This window comes from Streptosporangium sp. NPDC087985 (assembly GCF_044741965.1).
Taxonomy (GTDB): domain Bacteria; phylum Actinomycetota; class Actinomycetes; order Streptosporangiales; family Streptosporangiaceae; genus Streptosporangium.
In genome coordinates this window covers 898,730-914,395 of the sequence record NZ_JBIUTQ010000001.1, presented here as the reverse complement: position 1 = coordinate 914,395, position 15,666 = coordinate 898,730, and the positions used below count along the sequence as shown (strand labels likewise).

Below are 15,666 nucleotides of genomic sequence, written 5' to 3'. Positions count from 1 at the left end.
TACGTCCTGAATACCCAGCTTCCAAAGGGACAAGCCTGTCCGAAAGGGGGTGTTCATGTGATGTTTCAGTTTCCGTACCGCCGGTGCCGCGCGGCGTACGAACGGAGAGCCCGCAAGAAATCGACCCTGCGGAAATCAGGCCAGTAGGCCTCGCAGAAGTAAAATTCGGAGTGGGCGCTCTGCCAGAGCAGGAAGCCGGAGAGCCGCTGCTCTCCCGAGGTCCGGATGACGAGATCCGGGTCGGGCTGACCGCGCGTGTAGAGATGCTCCGCGATGTGCTCCACATCGAGAACCTCGACCAGGTCCTCAATGCTCGCGCCCTTGCTGGCGTGCTCCTGGAGAAGGGAGCGCACCGCATCAGCGATCTCACGCCTTCCTCCATACCCAACGGCAACGTTCACAATCAAACCTGGACGGTGTGATGTTGCTTCTTTTGCATTTTTCAGGACATGGGCCGTGTGGTCAGGGAGAAGATCGAGCGCGCCCATGGGGTTGATGTGCCATCCGTCGGCGACGAGCTCCTGGACCACATCCTCAATGATCTTCATCAGGAGGTCCAGTTCGTCCTTGGGCCGGTTGATGTTGTCACTGGACAGCAGCCACACGGTGACGACCTCGACACCGGCCTCCCGGCACCAGCCGAGGAGCTCGGAGATCTTGTCCGCGCCCTTGCGATGACCCCGGCTGACGTCGTCGAGACCCATCGAACGCGCCCAGCGACGGTTACCGTCCACGATGACACCGACGTGCCGGGGGACCATCTCCTTCTGGCGGGACAGCTTCATCTCCAGCCGCCGCTCGTACAGCCGGTAAACGAGATCGCGCACGCTCATTGGAGCCCCTCCCCCAACGCCCGTCGTCGAGAGCGCTGACAGGCAATTATCGCCGCCCGGAAGACCCCTCCACCCCGTCTAGCGGGTTCTGGTTGAATTTCCGGACTTCTGCGGCGACAGGCACTCCTCCGCTTCGGTGATGAGCGCTCCCACGAAAGCGCCCAGCTCAGCTGAGGTCAGAACAGCCCGCATTCCCATTCCGCCGCGACCCCATGCCTCCACGAAAGCCCTTCTGGTCAATCGCCATTCGCCCGCCGCTCCGCGCTGAGCGGGAATCCAGATCGGTATGGTGCGCAGCTGACATCGGAGTTCGCCCCCACTGACGACCCCGTTCCTGGTCCGGTAACGGAAGGCGAACAGTTCTTCCTCGTCGGGAAACCGGTCGTCAGGGTCGGGCCACTGCGCCGCGAAATCGGCGCGGGCCTCGGCAACGCCCCTGGCCAGCCGGACCAGGAGCCAGCCGCACCGCTCTCCCACCGTTCCGTAGAGCGTGCCGTCGCGATGGAGTTCGAGTGTTACCTCGTACGGCAGGCCGACACTGTCCCGGCACGCCACCGGCGTAACGGTCAGATACGACCCATCAAGACAACGCAGTCCCCCCACCTCACAGAGGGTATCCCCGGCACAGCCTGCTAAAACGTTCCTAACGCCAGCCGGGTCCGCGCGGCGGCGGGCTGCTCAACGACAGCACCCCGGCCACTTCCCGGTCCTTCATCTGGCTCAGGCCGTACAGGGCGACCCCGAAGAGACCGAACTCGCCGCCGGAGGTACGGTCCCGAGGTCGTGGAGGCAGGATCCTCTCCTCGCGGTGGCGCAGGCGGTAGTGCGCCAGGGCGGCCTCTCCCAGGCGTGTGGGGGCCAGCCGCGTGCCCTCGTCCTCGAGCAGTCCCAGCTCCTGCAGCCGCTCGACCAGCCCGGCCACTCCGGAACCCCGGAGGGCGACCTCCGCTCTGACGTCCCAGACCATGACGCCGTCGGGCCGGGCATCGAGCATGGCGAGGATGTCGGCTTCCACCGGGTCCACGGCCTCTTCGGACGCACCGGCCACCCTGGTCAGCGTCCCGTCACGCTGGGTCCGGATCAGCTCCCTGGCGGCCAGCGAGGCCAGGGCGGTGTTCGCCACCCGGAACCGCCCGCCCGCCAGCTGGGCCAGCTCGTAGACGCCCACCTCGGGCCCCTTGTAGACCTTCGGGGCACGTATCGCCAGTCTCAGCGCGATCAGACCTGCCACCACCACCAGGGCGATGACCACAACGATGATCAGAGTGGACACCATGGCGACTTCCGGAAGCGGGCCCCGGCGTCGTGGAGACGCACGGGGCCACACGGAACCTATCGGCGGACGGCCCTCTCAGCCCAGGCGCTCGACCAGCGCGTTGTACTCATCCCAGAGCTCCTTGGGGAGGTGGTCGCCGAAGGTCTCGAAGAAGGCCGGGATCAGCGACGCCTCCTCCTTCCAGACCTCCCTGTCCACGCTCAGCAGGGTCCGCAGGTCCTCGGCCGAGATGTCGAGCCCCTCGGTGTCGAGCTCGGCGGGGAGCAGGCCGATCGGCGTCCGCACCGCCTCCGCCTCGCCGTTGAGGCGCTCGACGATCCACTTGAGGACGCGGCTGTTCTCCCCGAAGCCGGGCCAGATGAACGTGCCCTCGTTGTTCTTGCGGAACCAGTTCACGTAGTAGATGCGCGGCAGCCGGACGTCCGCGCGCTGGCCCATCCTGATCCAGTGAGCGAAGTAGTCGCCCATGTTGTAGCCGCAGAACGGCAGCATCGCGAACGGGTCGCGGCGCAGCTCGCCGACCTTGCCCTCGGCCGCGGCGGTCTTCTCCGAGGCGATGTTGGCTCCGGTGAAGACCCCGTGCTGCCAGCTCAGCGACTCGGTCACCAGGGGGACCGCGGTGGCGCGGCGTCCACCGAACAGGATCGCCGAGATCGGCACGCCCTTGGGGTCCTGCCACTCGGGGGCGATCGTCGGGCACTGCGCGGCGGGCACCGCGAAGCGGGCGTTGGGGTGTGCGGCGGGCTCCTCGCTGTCCGGGGTCCAGGAACGCCCCTTCCAGTCGGTCAGGTGCGCCGGAGGCTCCTTGGTAAGGCCCTCCCACCACACGTCGCCGTCGTCGGTGAGGGCGACGTTGGTGAAGATGCTGTTACCCCAGAGCGTCTTGATCGCATTGGCGTTGGTGGCCTCGCCGGTGCCGGGCGCCACGCCGAAGAAACCGGCTTCGGGGTTGATGGCGTACAGGCGGCCGTCGGCCCCGAAACGCATCCAGGCGATGTCGTCGCCGACCGTCTCGACCTTCCAGCCCGGGATGGTCGGCTGGAGCATGGCCAGGTTGGTCTTGCCGCACGCGCTCGGGAACGCCGCGGCGACGTAGCGGGTCTCCCCGGAGGGCGGGGTGAGCTTGAGGATGAGCATGTGCTCGGCCAGCCAGCCCTCGTCACGGGCCATCGTGCTGGCGATGCGCAGCGCGTAGCACTTCTTGCCGAGCAGCGCGTTGCCGCCGTAGCCCGACCCGTAGGACCAGATCTCCCGGGTCTCGGGGAAGTGGCTGATGTACTTGGTGGAGTTGCACGGCCACGGCACGTCGTGCTGGCCAGGTTCGAGCGGGGCACCGACCGAGTGGACGGCCTTCACGTAGCTGCCGCGCTCCTCGATGAGCCGCAGCGCCGCCGCGCCCATGCGCGTCATGACGCGCATGGAGACGACCACGTACGGCGAGTCGGTGATCTCCACGCCGAGCTGGGAGATGTCACCGCCCAGCGGGCCCATGCAGAACGGCACGACGTACATGGTGCGGCCGCGCATGCTGCCCTTGAAGACCTTGCCGAAGGTCTTGCGCATCTCGGCGGGCGCGATCCAGTTGTTGGTCGGCCCGGCGTCCTCCTCGCGCTCGGAACAGATGTAGGTCCGGTCCTCGACGCGGGCGACGTCGCTCGGGTCCGAGGCGGCGTAGAAGCTGTTCTGCCGTTTGACCAGGCGCTTGAACGTTCCCTGCTCGACCAGCAGGTTCGTCAGGCGCGTCCATTCGATCTCCGAGCCGTCACACCATTCGATCCGGTCGGGCTGGGTGAGCTCGGCGATCTCCTTGACCCACGCCTCCAGCTCTTTGTGGCTGGTCGGGTTGGGGGTGGTTACGTCTACGATAACGGACACTGCTGGGGCTCCTTACACTTCTCAGGGCCAAAACATCATTGACCGAAAAACCGCATTCAATCCAATTGGCGTAGACCATTGAATACGCGCGGCTGGGCGTCGGGCCGCCCTCGGTCCGCCCGCCCCGTAGGACATACGGGCTGGCAGAAGCCGTTGACATCGTGAGAACCTACCCAGAAGAAGAGAAAATAAAGAAAGCCGTTGCGGCAGTGGTATAGGCCATTGGCAGAGGTCTAAACCAATGATCGAATAGGTTCAGACCAATTTTCGGACGTTTTCCCTGACCAGCCTCAGGAGTTCACGTCCGGGCCCGAGGCCCGCACCCGGTCGACATGCTGAAGTGCGTCCCGCAGATCGGTGAGCCAGGTGTCGGTGTTCCTGCCCACCAGGCGCACGCACCACGCCAGCGCGTCACTCCGGCTGCGGGCCACTCCGGCGGCCACGAGCGTGTCGAGCACCCGTCGCTCCGACTGTCGCAGCCGGGTCATGACCGGCACCGACAGTGTGGTGAACATCACCGTCCTGTCACCGACCACGACTCCCCAGGAGACCTTCCGGCGGAAGCGGCGCTCCGCCTCCAGCGCGATCTCGATGCGACATTCCCTGGTCTCCTCCCGGAAACGCTCCACGCCCCCCTCCACGGCGGCGGCCCGCTCCACCTCGGAGACGTCGTCACCGAACGCGGGGGCCCGGAGCCTGCCGATCACCGCGATCTCCTCGCGGTCCGGCACGATCTCCGGCTCCCCCTCGAACCACTCCGCGGGCAGCCGGCCGGAGAACCATCCCCGGAGCTTCTGCACTGCTTCTTTGCTTTCCATGTAATCAAGATTACGCCCGCCTCTTCGGGGAGGCCAGGAGCGGATATTGACATCAACTAGTTTTTGAGAGTTACTTTCAAATTATGGATACTTTCACTTCTTCGAGGCGCTGGTGGGCCCTGGCCGCACTGGTCCTCAGCGTCCTGCTCATCGGGCTGGACGCCACGGTCCTCAACGTCGCGCTGCCCACGCTGGTCGTGGGACTCGGCGCCACCACCAGCGACCTGCAGTGGATCGTGGACGCCTACCTGATCCCGTTCGCCGCCCTCATGCTTCCCGTGGGGGCGTTCGGCGACAGGTTCGGCCGCAAGCGCCTGCTGCTGGCCGGGCTGGCCCTCTTCGGCACGGCGTCGGTGGCCGCGGCCCTGGCGACCGGGTCGGCGACACTGATCGCGGCCCGCGCGCTCCTCGGCGCCGGCGCGGCCCTGATCATGGTGCTGTCGACGTCGATCCTGCCCAGCGTCTTCCCCCCGCACGAGCGCTCCAGGGCCATCGCCGTCTGGTCCGCGGGCATGGGCCTGGGCCTGCCCCTCGGCCCGATCATCGGCGGCTACCTGCTCGACCACTTCTGGTGGGGCTCGATCTTCCTGATCAACATTCCGGTGGTCGTGGTCACCCTGGTCGCGTCGGCCATGCTCCTGCCGGAGTCCAGGGATCCGGCCCGTCCCGCCATCGACGTGCCCGGCACGCTGCTGTCGGTCACCGGGCTCGCCGCCCTGGTCTACGGAGTGATCGAGGCCCCCGCGCGCGGATGGACCGACCTCGGCGTACTCGCCGCCGTCCTCTCCGGAATCGCGCTGATCGCGGTGTTCGTGGTGGTGGAGGCCCGGTCGAAGGCGCCGATGATGGACCTCCGGCTCTTCCGCGACCGGGTGTTCCTGCCGGGTGCGCTGGGGGCGACCCTCGTCTCGCTGGGGATGATGGGCGTGCTGTTCGTGGTCCCGCTGCACCTGCAGGCCGTGCTCGACCACGACGCGTTCGGCACCGGTATCCGGGTGGTCCCCATGGTGCTGGGCCTCATGGCCGGGGGCCTGGCCGGCGAACGGCTCCTCAAGGTGGCCGGACTCCGTGTGATCATGCCGATCGGCCTGCTGGTGCTCGCCGCCGGGCTGGCTCTCGGCGCCCTCACCGACGTCTCAGCCGGGTACGGTCCCATGGCCGTGTGGCTGTCGATCGCGGGCGCGGGTGTGGGCCTGGCGATGGTCCCGGCCATGGACGGGGTCCTCGCCGTACTGCCGGAGGACAGGGTGGGTGCCGGGTCCGGCGTCCTGCAGACGCTCCGGCAGACGGGCGGAGCGCTCGGCGTGGCCGGGCTGGGCAGCCTGCTGTCGGCCGTCTACGTCAACGGGCTGCCGGCCGGGGTGCCGGAGGTCGCCAGGGACTCGGTGACGGCGGCCGTACGGCTCGGCGACGCGGCGCTCACCGCGGCGGCCAGGCAGGCGTACACGCTGGCGATGGACACGGTGCTCGGGGTCTGTGCGGTGCTCGTGCTGGTGAGCGCGGGGCTCGTGTCGGTGTTCATGCGCGCCGCCGAGCCGCGAGAATCGGCACATGAGCTCACCTCCACGCCCTGAGGGCCTGCGTGAACGGAAGAAGGCCAAAACCCGGCGGATGATCCAGGACCACGCCCTGCGACTGTTCGCCGAGCAGGGGTACGAGGCCACGACGGTCGAGCAGATCGCCGAGGCCGCGGAGATCTCCCCCAGCACCTTCTTCCGCTACTTCCCCACCAAGGAGGACGTCGTCGTCCAGGACGACTACGACCCCCTCCTGATGTATATGCTGGCCGCGCAGCCGGCGGACCTGGCGCCGGTTCCCGCTCTCCGCGCCACCCTGCGCGGGGCGTTCGAGCAGATCCCCCAGGAGGAGGAGCTGCAGATCCTGGCCCGCACCAGACTGCAGCTCAGCCATACCGCGCTGCGCGCCAGGGCGGTGGACAACATGATGACCACGATCGACATGCTCGCCGAGGGCGTCGCCCGGCGCCTGGGGCGCGAGGCCACCGACCCGCTGAGCCGCACGGCCGCCGGAGCCGTGGTCGGCGCGATGATCGCCGCCCTGTTCGCCTGGGCCGAGGCCAACGGCACCAGACGCCTGGCCGACGCCGTCGACGAGGCCCTCGGCCTCCTGGAGGCGGGCCTGCACCCCTGAGCGCCCCGCGCCTCCTGGAGGCGGACCCGCACCCCTGAGCGCCCCGCGCCTCCTGGAGGCGGACCCGCACCCCTGAGCGCCTCGCGCCTCCTCCGAGAGGGCCTGGGCGTTCGGGGCGCTGCCCTCCCCCGATCCCGGTGCGTCAGCGGACCCGGGCCGCGATGTCCGGGCTGATCCGCACGGCACCGGCGAAGTTGCGGGTGCTGACGGGGACGAGCTTGACCACGTCACCGGTCCTGGGGGCGTGCAGCATCTTGCCGTTACCCCAGTAGATCGCCACGTGGGAGACGTAGGTGGGGTTGGTCGGGTCGTGCCGCCAGAACAGCAGGTCCCCGGGCTGGGCCTGGGAGAGCGGAATCTGCGGGCCCGAGACGAACTGCTGGTGTGTCACCCGGGGCACCTTGACGCCCGCCTGGGCGTAGGCCCACTGGACCAGGCCCGAGCAGTCGAAGGTGTCCGGCCCCTCCGCACCCCACACATACGGACGTCCGAGCTTGCTGATCGCCGCGGTGAGGGCGGTCCTGAGCTGGGGAGCGGTCATGAAGGCGCTTGCCGACCAGGTCGTGCGCAGGGGGACCGGCAACACCGGATTGATCGTGGCGATCTGACTGCCCCGGGGCAGGATCCGCAGCAGAGTGCGGCGCAGCTTGGCCGAATCGACCTTCGGAGCGCTCACCACCAGCGCGTTGTTCTCGGGGATGCCCAGCGCGCGGGCGGTCTGCCGGGAGACCACGGCGTCGATGGCGCCCATGCCCATCGTCGCGTAGGCGCCCACGCGCAGGGTCTGCCGGGCCGTGGTGACGGACTTGCCCAGCGGCATACCGCCGTCGTTGCCGAGGACGAAGGAGACGGCGATCTCACCGGCGGAGATGTTACGCCAGAGCCTGTCGGAGCGCGCTGTCGGCTTGGGAGTGTAGGCGCGGAACGTCGAGGGGTTCACCCCCAGGGTCTGCACCCGCTTGCCGTCCATGCCCACCTCCGCCGCGTCGGCGCGTTCCACCGCCCGCACCCCGGTGACCTGCGCGATCTTCGCGACCACGGCCGAGGACAGTGGTCTGGTGGCGACGACGAAGAGGTGCGGCCGGTGGATCGAGGTCAGCGGGGCAACCGGAGGCGGCGGGGCCGGTGTGGGCCCGGCCGCGGTCACGTCGCCCTGGATGGTCTGCCTGGCGACGGGCCTGCGCAGGGCGACCGCCTCGGGGACCTGCCCCGGCAGCTGGGTGACGACCACCACGCCCGTGGCCAGCACGGCGACGAGGAGAAGCACGACGGCGGGGAACACCTGCCGGGGCAGGCGCCGGCCGTAGCGGAGGCGCGGGCGGTAGGCGAGGTCCTGCCGGGCCTCGTGGATCAGGCCGGAGACGCGTGTCCGCCGATCCGGCACGAGACCCCCTTCCACCCGTTCGGCTCCAGCCCTAAGAGAGTGCCGTACGCCGCGCCACGATGCACGCGATCCCGCCAAAACACTCTGTTAACCGCAACACAGTCACAAGCTGGACGACACGCTTTAAAAGCACGCCTTAGCCAACAGGCTCATGAACACGGCGATCCGCCGGAAAGGGATCCGGCGGATCGACTGGTTCGGGGGGAGGTCAGTTGCCGATGTACGGCACGGCCTCAAGAATCTCGACCGTGTTGGAACGGCCGTTGGGCATGGTGTAGGTGGCCTTCTCACCGATCTTCTTGCCGTTGATCGCCGAGCCGAGCGGCGACCGGGGCGAGTAGACGTCGATCGGGGCGCCGCTCTCCTCTCGGGAAGCCAGCAGGAAGGCGACCTCCTCGTCATCGCCCTCGAATCGCACGGTGACGGTCATGCCGGGGCCGACCACACCTTCGGTGCGGGGCGCCTCGCCCACCTTGGCGTTTTCGATGATCTGGTGGAGGTGGAAGATGCGGGCCTCCATCTTGCCCTGCTCGTCCTTGGCGGCGTGGTAGCCGCCGTTCTCCTTCAGGTCACCCTCTTCGCGGGCGGCCTCGATCTTCTTGGCGATGTCGACGCGCCCAGGCCCCGAGAGGTGTTCGAACTCCGCCTTCAGGCGGTCGTACGCCTCCTGAGTGAGCCAGGTGACGCTCTCGTTGTGGGAGTCGGCCACGGGTTCTCCTTGCTTCCTCTATGGGGGCTTCGTACGTGGGTAGCTGACGTTCGAATTTTCGAAAGGCTAACAAGTTAACGGCTCGAACGCTTCCCCAAATGTCTCACTATACGAGATAGCAGTGGTGGACGTCGCCCGAAGTGGCCAGGGCACTGGTCTCTAGCCGCTCAGTAAGCCGGACATATCCCTCACCAGCCGGAATAGCGACCTCCCGGCTCCCGACTTCCACATGCGAGACATCCATGGCCCGCAACCGGCAGAGGGCCGCGCGGTCGGACGGCTTGACCACCTCAAAGGTGATCTGAATAGAATCGCCGCGGCCGGGATCAAAAGCGATGACCCGGTTGATCACTTCGGTGTCCCCCTTGGCCGCCCACATCACGTAACCCCAGCCACCGGCGCACACCGCGCACAGGATCGCGATCACGACGTGCACGACGAAGCGTCCCCTGCGCTCCGGACGGTCGGGGAAGTCGTCCGGGGTGCCGAGAATCGGACCGTCCTGCCGGTCCTTTTCGGCCTCGCTGGTGGCCATGACGGAATCTCCCTGCACTACCTCGGCGTTATCCGAGACAATTGTCCCTCGCGGGGGCCTCGCCCTCGCGACCGCCATAAGAGAAACTAACCTCTCCCTGGAGTGACTCAGGCCAACCCGGGGAGCGGCGCGGCATCGGAGCGAGCACAGTGGACCGTACGGCGGAGCCGGTCGCCCACGGGGCGAGCGAGGATCTGAGCGCGACCTATACAGAGGAGACATCGAGCCCGTGAGTGCACCGCTGCGGCTGATGGCCGTTCACGCGCACCCTGACGACGAGTCGAGCAAGGGCGCCGCCACCATGGCGCGCTATGTCGCCGAAGGCGTGGAGGTGCTCGTCTGTACCCTCACCGGAGGAGAACGTGGCTCAATCTTGAACCCCAAGATGGACCGCCCCGAGATCCTGGAGAACATCGGTGAGGTCCGGCGACTGGAGATGGAGCGCGCCCGGGAGATCCTCGGCGTGCAGCAGCGTTTCATGGGGTTCGTCGACTCGGGGCTGCCGGAGGACGAGAACGAGCCGCTGCCCGAAGACTGCTTCGCCGTCCAGCCGATCGAGATCGCCTCGGCGCCGCTGGTCGCCGCCGTGCGCGAGTTCAGGCCGCACGTCATCCTCACCTACGACGACGACGGCGGCTACCCGCACCCGGACCACATCATGACCAACCGGGTGTCGGTGGAGGCCTTCGAGGCCGCGGGCGACCCCGACCGCTATCCCGAGGCCGGGGAACCCTGGCAGCCGCTCAAGCTCTACTACCACATGGGCTTCACCAAGGACCGGTTCGAGGCGCTGCACGAGGCGATGGACTCCCGCGGCATGGGCTCCCCCTACGCCGACTGGATCGCGCGCTGGGAGGACCGCCCGCAGAAATGGCCGGTGACCACCCGCATCCCCTGCGGCGACTACTTCGAGATCCGTGACGAGGCGCTGCTCGCCCACGCCACCCAGGTCGACCCCGACGGCTTCTGGTTCGTCTGCCCGCGCGAGCTGCAGCGTGAGGTCTGGCCGACGGAGGACTACCACCTGGCCCGATCCCTCGTGGACACCGGGCTTCCCGAGGACGACCTGTTCACCGGCATCCACGCCGAAGAGGTGTCGCCCGCCTGCCACTGACGCGACCGAGGGGGGGCGGTGGCAGACTTGAGGGGTGATTGCACTTGACACCATCGCCAAGGGTGACTTCGGCCCGGGTCTTCTGGGGTTTCTCGTCGTCGCCGCTCTGGGGTTGGCGCTGTTCCTGCTCGTGAAGTCGATGAGAAGGCAGATCTCCAGGATCGAGGTCCCGTCCGAGGCCGACCTGAAGAAGCACGACCCCACCGCCTAGCCCGCTCCGGGCATGATGACGGGGACCGCTCCTCCGCCGGGCCATCCGGCCGCGGGCGCCGTCCAGAGGTGGGCCCTCCGTTCCGGAAGGTCCGCCTCCGCTCGGCGGCCGCCGGCCGCCGGCCCGGCCGGCACCCTCAGTCCGCCGACCAGGCCCGCTCCAGCGCCTTGGGCAGGCCCCAGCGGCCCAGCGGGGTGAGTACCTCGGTCTTGTCCACGATCCCCAGGCACGCCCAGAGCGGCGTTACGGAACTGAAGAGTGTCTCCGCCGCCTCCAGGTCGTCCGGCTCGTCCATCTGGACGTCGATGTCCTCGGACTCGGCGATGAACCGGGCGATCCGCTCGGGCGAGGCCAGCACCCCTGGACCGCGCCTGGCCAGGGCTGCCACCACCGCCAGCCAGTCCGCGTGGTGGATCGCGCACAGCGCGGCCAGCACGGTGTCCTCGTGGCTGAGCTCGCCCTCCAGATCGGAGAACCTCTCCGGCGTGTCGTCGTCCTCGGGCAGGTCGGAAATGGGCCCCGCGATGCCTGCCGTGACGGTGAGCCAGAGCTCCTCGTCGTCGGCGGGCAGTGGCGCCCCGCCATACCCGGCGCAGGCCCGCAGCACGTTCCCGGGGTAGCCGGGGCCGGACAGCACCTCGCGTAGCCGTACACACGCCGCCCGCAGATCTCCAGCGGGCCGCTCGGGGTCGGGCAGATCGGCCAGGATGCGCCGCAGCTCGCTGAGGGCGAACGCCTCCTCCTCGTCCCAGGCAGCGAACAGTTCCTCGTCCTGCTCGTCGCTGACCGCCATCCCGGGCACCCGGCCGTCGGGCATCGGGCTGTCGAGCCAGCGTTCCTGCAGTTCCTCGTAGACCTCCCGGGCCTGCTCGTCCCCCAGCGCGAGCGCGTCCGGATCGATCTCCCCGGCGGCGACCCGCTCCTCCAGGTAGGCGACCAGCCCGCGGAACATCTCCTCGGCGATCGGCCCCCGCTCGTCCTCCTCGGGCCAGACGAAGAAGCTCCGGGTGAGCAGGAGCGGCTCGGTGCCGGTGGACTCCAGCCACCGCTGCACGTCCCCCACGGTCGCGCCGCCGGACTCGATCGCCCGCAGCGTCGTCTTGGCGGACTCCCAGAAAGGCGAGGACAGCGGGTTTCCCGTCGCCGTCAGCGCCCGGCGCAGGTCGGGGAGGGCGACCAGCGCCATCCCCGACGGCACCGCGAGCAGAGCACGGGCCACATCACGGCGGGTCAGCTCGGCGGCCGGCCGCCCGGCATGCACACAGACGAAGTCGAGATCCACGCCCAGTGAGCCTACGCCCGAAGACGCGTGAACACACCTCTCGCCCCGGGGACACGTCCGCCACCCCGTCCCGGCCGGACCCGTCAGGGGGTGATCCGGGCGAGGGCCGCGGTGTAGATCTCGACCGCTCCGTCGATCTTCGAGATCTCGCAGAACTCGTCGGTGACATGCGCCTGTTCGGGCTCGCCGGGGCCGCAGATCACGGTGGGAACGCCACCGCAGGCCGGGCCCAGCACAGAGGCGTCGGTGAAGTAGCTGGCGGCCGGACGGTCACCCGGCGGACGGGCCCCTGCGGCGAGCAGCACGCTCACGAAGGGATCCTCCGGGTCGGTCCACACCGCGGGCAGGTCGACCAGCACCTCCAGCGACGTCTCCCCGCCCAGTTCGGCCCGGAGCCGCTCGCGGAGCCGCGCGTGGTCCTGCCCGGTGATCGTGCGCAGGTCGACGGTCGCCTCGGCCAGGTCGGGGACGGAGTTGACGTTGATCCCGCCGTGCGCCGTACCCACGTTCACGGTGGAGGCACCGAGCATGGCGTGTGCGGGAACACCGAGATCGAAGTCCTCGACCCTGCCGATCGCACGGGCCAGCTTGTAGATCGCGTTGTCGCCGAGGTGGGGCATCGAGCCGTGCGCGGTACGGCCGTGGGCGATCATCTTCAGCCACAGGGCGCCCTTGTGCCCGAGCAGCACCCGGTTGGCGGTCGGCTCGGCCACCAGCAGCGCCCGGGATCGCCCGACCAGGTTGCGGGCGATCATGTCGACCGCACCCTCGCAACCGGTCTCCTCACCCACGGTGAGAACGAGCTCCAACGCCACCCGAGGGCCGTGGCCGCCCGCGTGCCGCTCGGCGGCGACCACCATCGCGGCCACCCCGGCCTTCATGTCACTGGACCCGCGCCCGTAGAGCCGGTCGCCGTCCACCTCGGCCTCGTGCGGCCCGTGCGTCCAGTCCTGGCCTCCCAGCGGGACCGTGTCGAGATGGCCGGTGAGGGTGACCGGCAGGCCCGATCCCCACCGGGCGACCAGTCCGGTACGGCCGGCGGCGTAGTCGTGCGCCCGGACCTCGAATCCGGCGGCCTCGAGACGGCGGGCAAGGGGCTCGGCGACCGCGGCCTCGCCGCCGCCGACCGTGTCGATTCTGATCAGCTCACGGGTCAGCGCCAGTGCGTCGCTCATGTGGGTGTTTCCTCTCCGGTCACGGTGGGTGCCCCGCCGACGGGCCCGCTGGTCTCGCGGACGGACCTGCCCGTCCCAGGGACGGGCCTGCTGGTCTCGCGGACGACGAGCTGCGGGGCGATGGCGATGCGCTGCGCGGGACGCGGGTCATCCATCCGCACCTGGCCCAGCAGCCGCAGCGCCTCGGCCGCGATCGCCTCGACCGGCTGGCGCACGGTGGTGAGCGGCGGGTCGCACATCGCGGCGTAGCCGACGTCGTCGAACCCGACCACCGACACCTCCTCGGGGACCCGTACCCCGCCGAGCCTCAGCGCCCGCAGCAGACCGATCGCGATTTCGTCGTTTCCGCAGATCACCGCGTCGGGCAGCGGCCCCTCCGCGAGGAGCGACCGCCCCGCCTCGACACCCCAGCCAAGGGTGAAGTCGCCCAGCAGCGGGGAACGGGCCTCCCCCCCCGCACGCGCGGCGGCGCGCTGGAAGCCGTCCAGCCGCACGCGGGCGGAGGAGGTCACCAGCCGGCTGCCCACGAAGGCGACGGAACGGGCGCCACCCGCGACCACGTGATCCACCGCCAGGGTCAGAGCCTGCGCGTCGTCCACGCCCACCCAGTCCGCCCCGCCACCCTCGATGTACCGGTCGACCTGCACCAGGGGGACCTGTCCGGCGGCGTTCAGCACGGCCGGCACGCTGGCCTCCATGTCACACGGGCTGATGATCAGGCCGTCCACCCGACGTGCCATGAGCGTGTCCAGCCGCCTGGCCTCGATCTCCGGGGTGTACTGCGAGGAGCAGAGCAGGAGGTCCACGCCGGTCTGCTGGAGCTGCTGCTCCACCGCCTCAACGATCATGGTGAAGAACGGGTTGCCGATGCCGGGAACGACCATGCCGATCGTCTCGGTGGTCTGGTCCCGTAGCGCCTTGGCGACGGCATTCGGCCGGTAGCCGAGCTCGGCGGCGGCCTGCGCCACCCGCTGGGCCACGTCGGCCCCGACCTTGCGCCGTCCGGAAAGGGCGCGCGAGGCGGAGGCCACGGAGACGCCCGCGGCCCTGGCCACATCGTGGATCGTCACACCCATCGCTGAAATCGATTTCCCTCGTTGGATCACGCTCGGGGCGGCCCACCGTGGACCACCGGGGCAGTCGGCAGCTTATCGCGGAACATCCCTGCCAGGGGAGAGGTTAAGTAAAAACCGACTTTTTGGACATACGTAACCTTGACGTCAGATTGTCGCCGTAGTTAGCATCGCGCCTACTGGTAATCGATTACCAAAGCTGCCCCCCCAAAGCAGTCCCCCGAAAGGCTGATCCGATGGCACGATCCAATCGACTCACCCGGCTGACAGTCACCTCCGCGCTGCTGGCCACCGGCCTGCTGGCCGCGGCCTGTGGCGGCACCGACGGCGCCGCCTCGGACGGCTCCGGGGGCGGCAAGCTCCGCGTCGGCCTCGTACAGATCAACCAGCAGGCGGTCTTTTTCAACGAAATGAACGCCGGCGCCCAGCAGGCGGCCCAGGAGGCGGGCGTCGATCTCACGATCTTCAACGCCAACGACGACGCGGCCAAGCAGAACGAGGCCGTCGACAACTTCGTCCAGCAGCAGTTCGACGCCGTCATCGTGGTGGCCATCGACGTGGAGGGCATCAAGCCCGCCGTCAAGATCGCCAAGGACGCCGGGCTGAAGGTCGTGGCAGTCGACGCGATCGTGGACTCCCCCGCGGTCGACACCCAGGTGGGTGTGGACAACGCCGCCGCCGCCAAGGAGGCCGGCGCGTTCGTGAACGACTGGGCCAAGCAGCAGAACCTGGCCACACCGAAGATCGGCGTGGTGGGCGCGCTCAACTCCTTCATCCAGAACATCCGCAAGGACGACTTCAACGCCACGGTGCAGGCGAACGGCGCCGAGATCGTGCAGACGGTGGACGGGCAGAACAAGCAGGAGGCCGCCATGACGGCCGCCGAGAACCTGCTCACCTCCCGCTCGGACATGGACGCCATCTACGCCACCGGCGAGCCCGCGCTGCTCGGCACCGTGGCGGCGGTGAAGTCGCAGAACGCCGCGGACCGGGTCAAGGTCTTCGGCTGGGACCTCACCAAGGAGGCGATCAGCGGCATCGACGCCGGCTTCGTCGCCGGAGTCGTCCAGCAGGACCCCCGGACCGAGGGCTACGAGGCGGTCAAGGAGGCCAAGGCCCTGGCCGACGGCGGGCAGGCCAAGAAGAGCATCGACGTGCCCATCACGATCGTGACCAAGGACAACGTCGACAAGTACCGCACCACTTTCAAGTAGGCCGGCGGGAGACCCA

General features: G+C 68.9%; 16 protein-coding genes. 5 read left to right on the top strand and 11 right to left on the bottom strand.

Annotation, left to right across the window (positions count from 1 at the left end; translation table 11 throughout):
• Nucleotides 1–65 precede the first annotated feature (65 nt).
• The 5 genes from ACIN94_RS04445 to ACIN94_RS04425 form a co-directional block, all read right to left on the bottom strand.
• Nucleotides 66–833, bottom strand: coding sequence for an isoprenyl transferase (locus tag ACIN94_RS04445; protein WP_400699530.1), 768 nt, complete (start codon nucleotides 831–833; stop codon nucleotides 66–68).
• A 78-nt stretch (nucleotides 834–911) separates the two neighbouring features.
• Complete coding sequence (locus ACIN94_RS04440; RefSeq protein WP_400699528.1) at nucleotides 912–1,388, bottom strand: hypothetical protein; 477 nt, start codon at nucleotides 1,386–1,388, stop codon at nucleotides 912–914.
• Between the two features lie 88 nt (nucleotides 1,389–1,476).
• Nucleotides 1,477–2,109, bottom strand: coding sequence for a TIGR04222 domain-containing membrane protein (locus ACIN94_RS04435; protein WP_400699525.1), 633 nt, complete (start codon nucleotides 2,107–2,109; stop codon nucleotides 1,477–1,479).
• 75 nt (nucleotides 2,110–2,184) lie between these two features.
• Nucleotides 2,185–3,984: a phosphoenolpyruvate carboxykinase (GTP) gene (locus ACIN94_RS04430; protein ID WP_400699522.1), complete on the bottom strand. Its 1,800-nt coding sequence runs from the start codon at nucleotides 3,982–3,984 to the stop codon at nucleotides 2,185–2,187.
• A gap of 290 nt (nucleotides 3,985–4,274) precedes the next feature.
• Nucleotides 4,275–4,802, bottom strand: a complete 528-nt coding sequence (locus tag ACIN94_RS04425; protein WP_400699519.1) for a hypothetical protein — start codon at nucleotides 4,800–4,802, stop codon at nucleotides 4,275–4,277.
• Between the two features lie 83 nt (nucleotides 4,803–4,885).
• On the opposite strand from ACIN94_RS04425, the gene ACIN94_RS04420 reads away from it, so the two are divergent.
• Both ACIN94_RS04420 and ACIN94_RS04415 read left to right on the top strand, forming a co-directional pair.
• Nucleotides 4,886–6,376, top strand: a complete 1,491-nt coding sequence (locus ACIN94_RS04420) for a DHA2 family efflux MFS transporter permease subunit (RefSeq protein ID WP_400699516.1) — start codon at nucleotides 4,886–4,888, stop codon at nucleotides 6,374–6,376.
• A complete protein-coding gene (locus ACIN94_RS04415; protein ID WP_400699513.1) occupies nucleotides 6,354–6,953 on the top strand; it encodes a TetR family transcriptional regulator in 600 nt (199 codons plus the stop codon). Before ACIN94_RS04420 ends, ACIN94_RS04415 begins: the two co-directional genes overlap by 23 nt.
• Before the next feature lie 142 nt (nucleotides 6,954–7,095).
• Here the strand turns inward: ACIN94_RS04415 and ACIN94_RS04410 are convergent, their stop codons facing one another.
• The 3 genes from ACIN94_RS04410 to ACIN94_RS04400 form a co-directional block, all read right to left on the bottom strand.
• Entirely contained in the window at nucleotides 7,096–8,337 is a 1,242-nt protein-coding gene (locus ACIN94_RS04410) for a C40 family peptidase (RefSeq protein WP_400699510.1), read from the bottom strand.
• Between the two features lie 208 nt (nucleotides 8,338–8,545).
• Complete coding sequence (gene greA, locus ACIN94_RS04405) at nucleotides 8,546–9,046, bottom strand: transcription elongation factor GreA (protein WP_400699507.1); 501 nt, start codon at nucleotides 9,044–9,046, stop codon at nucleotides 8,546–8,548.
• Nucleotides 9,047–9,152: 106 nt separating this feature from the next.
• Nucleotides 9,153–9,581: a DUF4307 domain-containing protein gene (locus ACIN94_RS04400; RefSeq protein ID WP_400699505.1), complete on the bottom strand. Its 429-nt coding sequence runs from the start codon at nucleotides 9,579–9,581 to the stop codon at nucleotides 9,153–9,155.
• 229 nt (nucleotides 9,582–9,810) lie between these two features.
• Between ACIN94_RS04400 and mca the strand changes: the two genes are divergently transcribed.
• Entirely contained in the window at nucleotides 9,811–10,695 is an 885-nt protein-coding gene (gene mca / locus ACIN94_RS04395) for a mycothiol conjugate amidase Mca (protein WP_400699502.1), read from the top strand.
• A 34-nt stretch (nucleotides 10,696–10,729) separates the two neighbouring features.
• Entirely contained in the window at nucleotides 10,730–10,906 is a 177-nt protein-coding gene (locus ACIN94_RS04390) for a hypothetical protein (RefSeq protein WP_400699499.1), read from the top strand.
• Nucleotides 10,907–11,042: 136 nt separating this feature from the next.
• On the opposite strand, the gene ACIN94_RS04385 is transcribed toward ACIN94_RS04390, so the two are convergent.
• The 3 genes from ACIN94_RS04385 to ACIN94_RS04375 form a co-directional block, all read right to left on the bottom strand.
• Nucleotides 11,043–12,188, bottom strand: coding sequence for a hypothetical protein (locus tag ACIN94_RS04385; RefSeq protein ID WP_400699496.1), 1,146 nt, complete (start codon nucleotides 12,186–12,188; stop codon nucleotides 11,043–11,045).
• A gap of 83 nt (nucleotides 12,189–12,271) precedes the next feature.
• Nucleotides 12,272–13,363, bottom strand: coding sequence for a M20 family metallopeptidase (locus ACIN94_RS04380; protein WP_400699493.1), 1,092 nt, complete (start codon nucleotides 13,361–13,363; stop codon nucleotides 12,272–12,274).
• On the bottom strand, nucleotides 13,360–14,439 hold the full coding sequence (locus ACIN94_RS04375; RefSeq protein ID WP_400699490.1) for a LacI family DNA-binding transcriptional regulator: 1,080 nt from the start codon (nucleotides 14,437–14,439) through the stop codon (nucleotides 13,360–13,362). Before ACIN94_RS04375 ends, ACIN94_RS04380 begins: the two co-directional genes overlap by 4 nt.
• Before the next feature lie 233 nt (nucleotides 14,440–14,672).
• On the opposite strand from ACIN94_RS04375, the gene ACIN94_RS04370 reads away from it, so the two are divergent.
• Nucleotides 14,673–15,650 carry a substrate-binding domain-containing protein gene (locus ACIN94_RS04370; RefSeq protein ID WP_400699487.1) on the top strand — a complete coding sequence of 326 codons (978 nt, stop codon included), beginning with the start codon at nucleotides 14,673–14,675 and terminating at the stop codon, nucleotides 15,648–15,650.
• Nucleotides 15,651–15,666 lie beyond the last annotated feature (16 nt).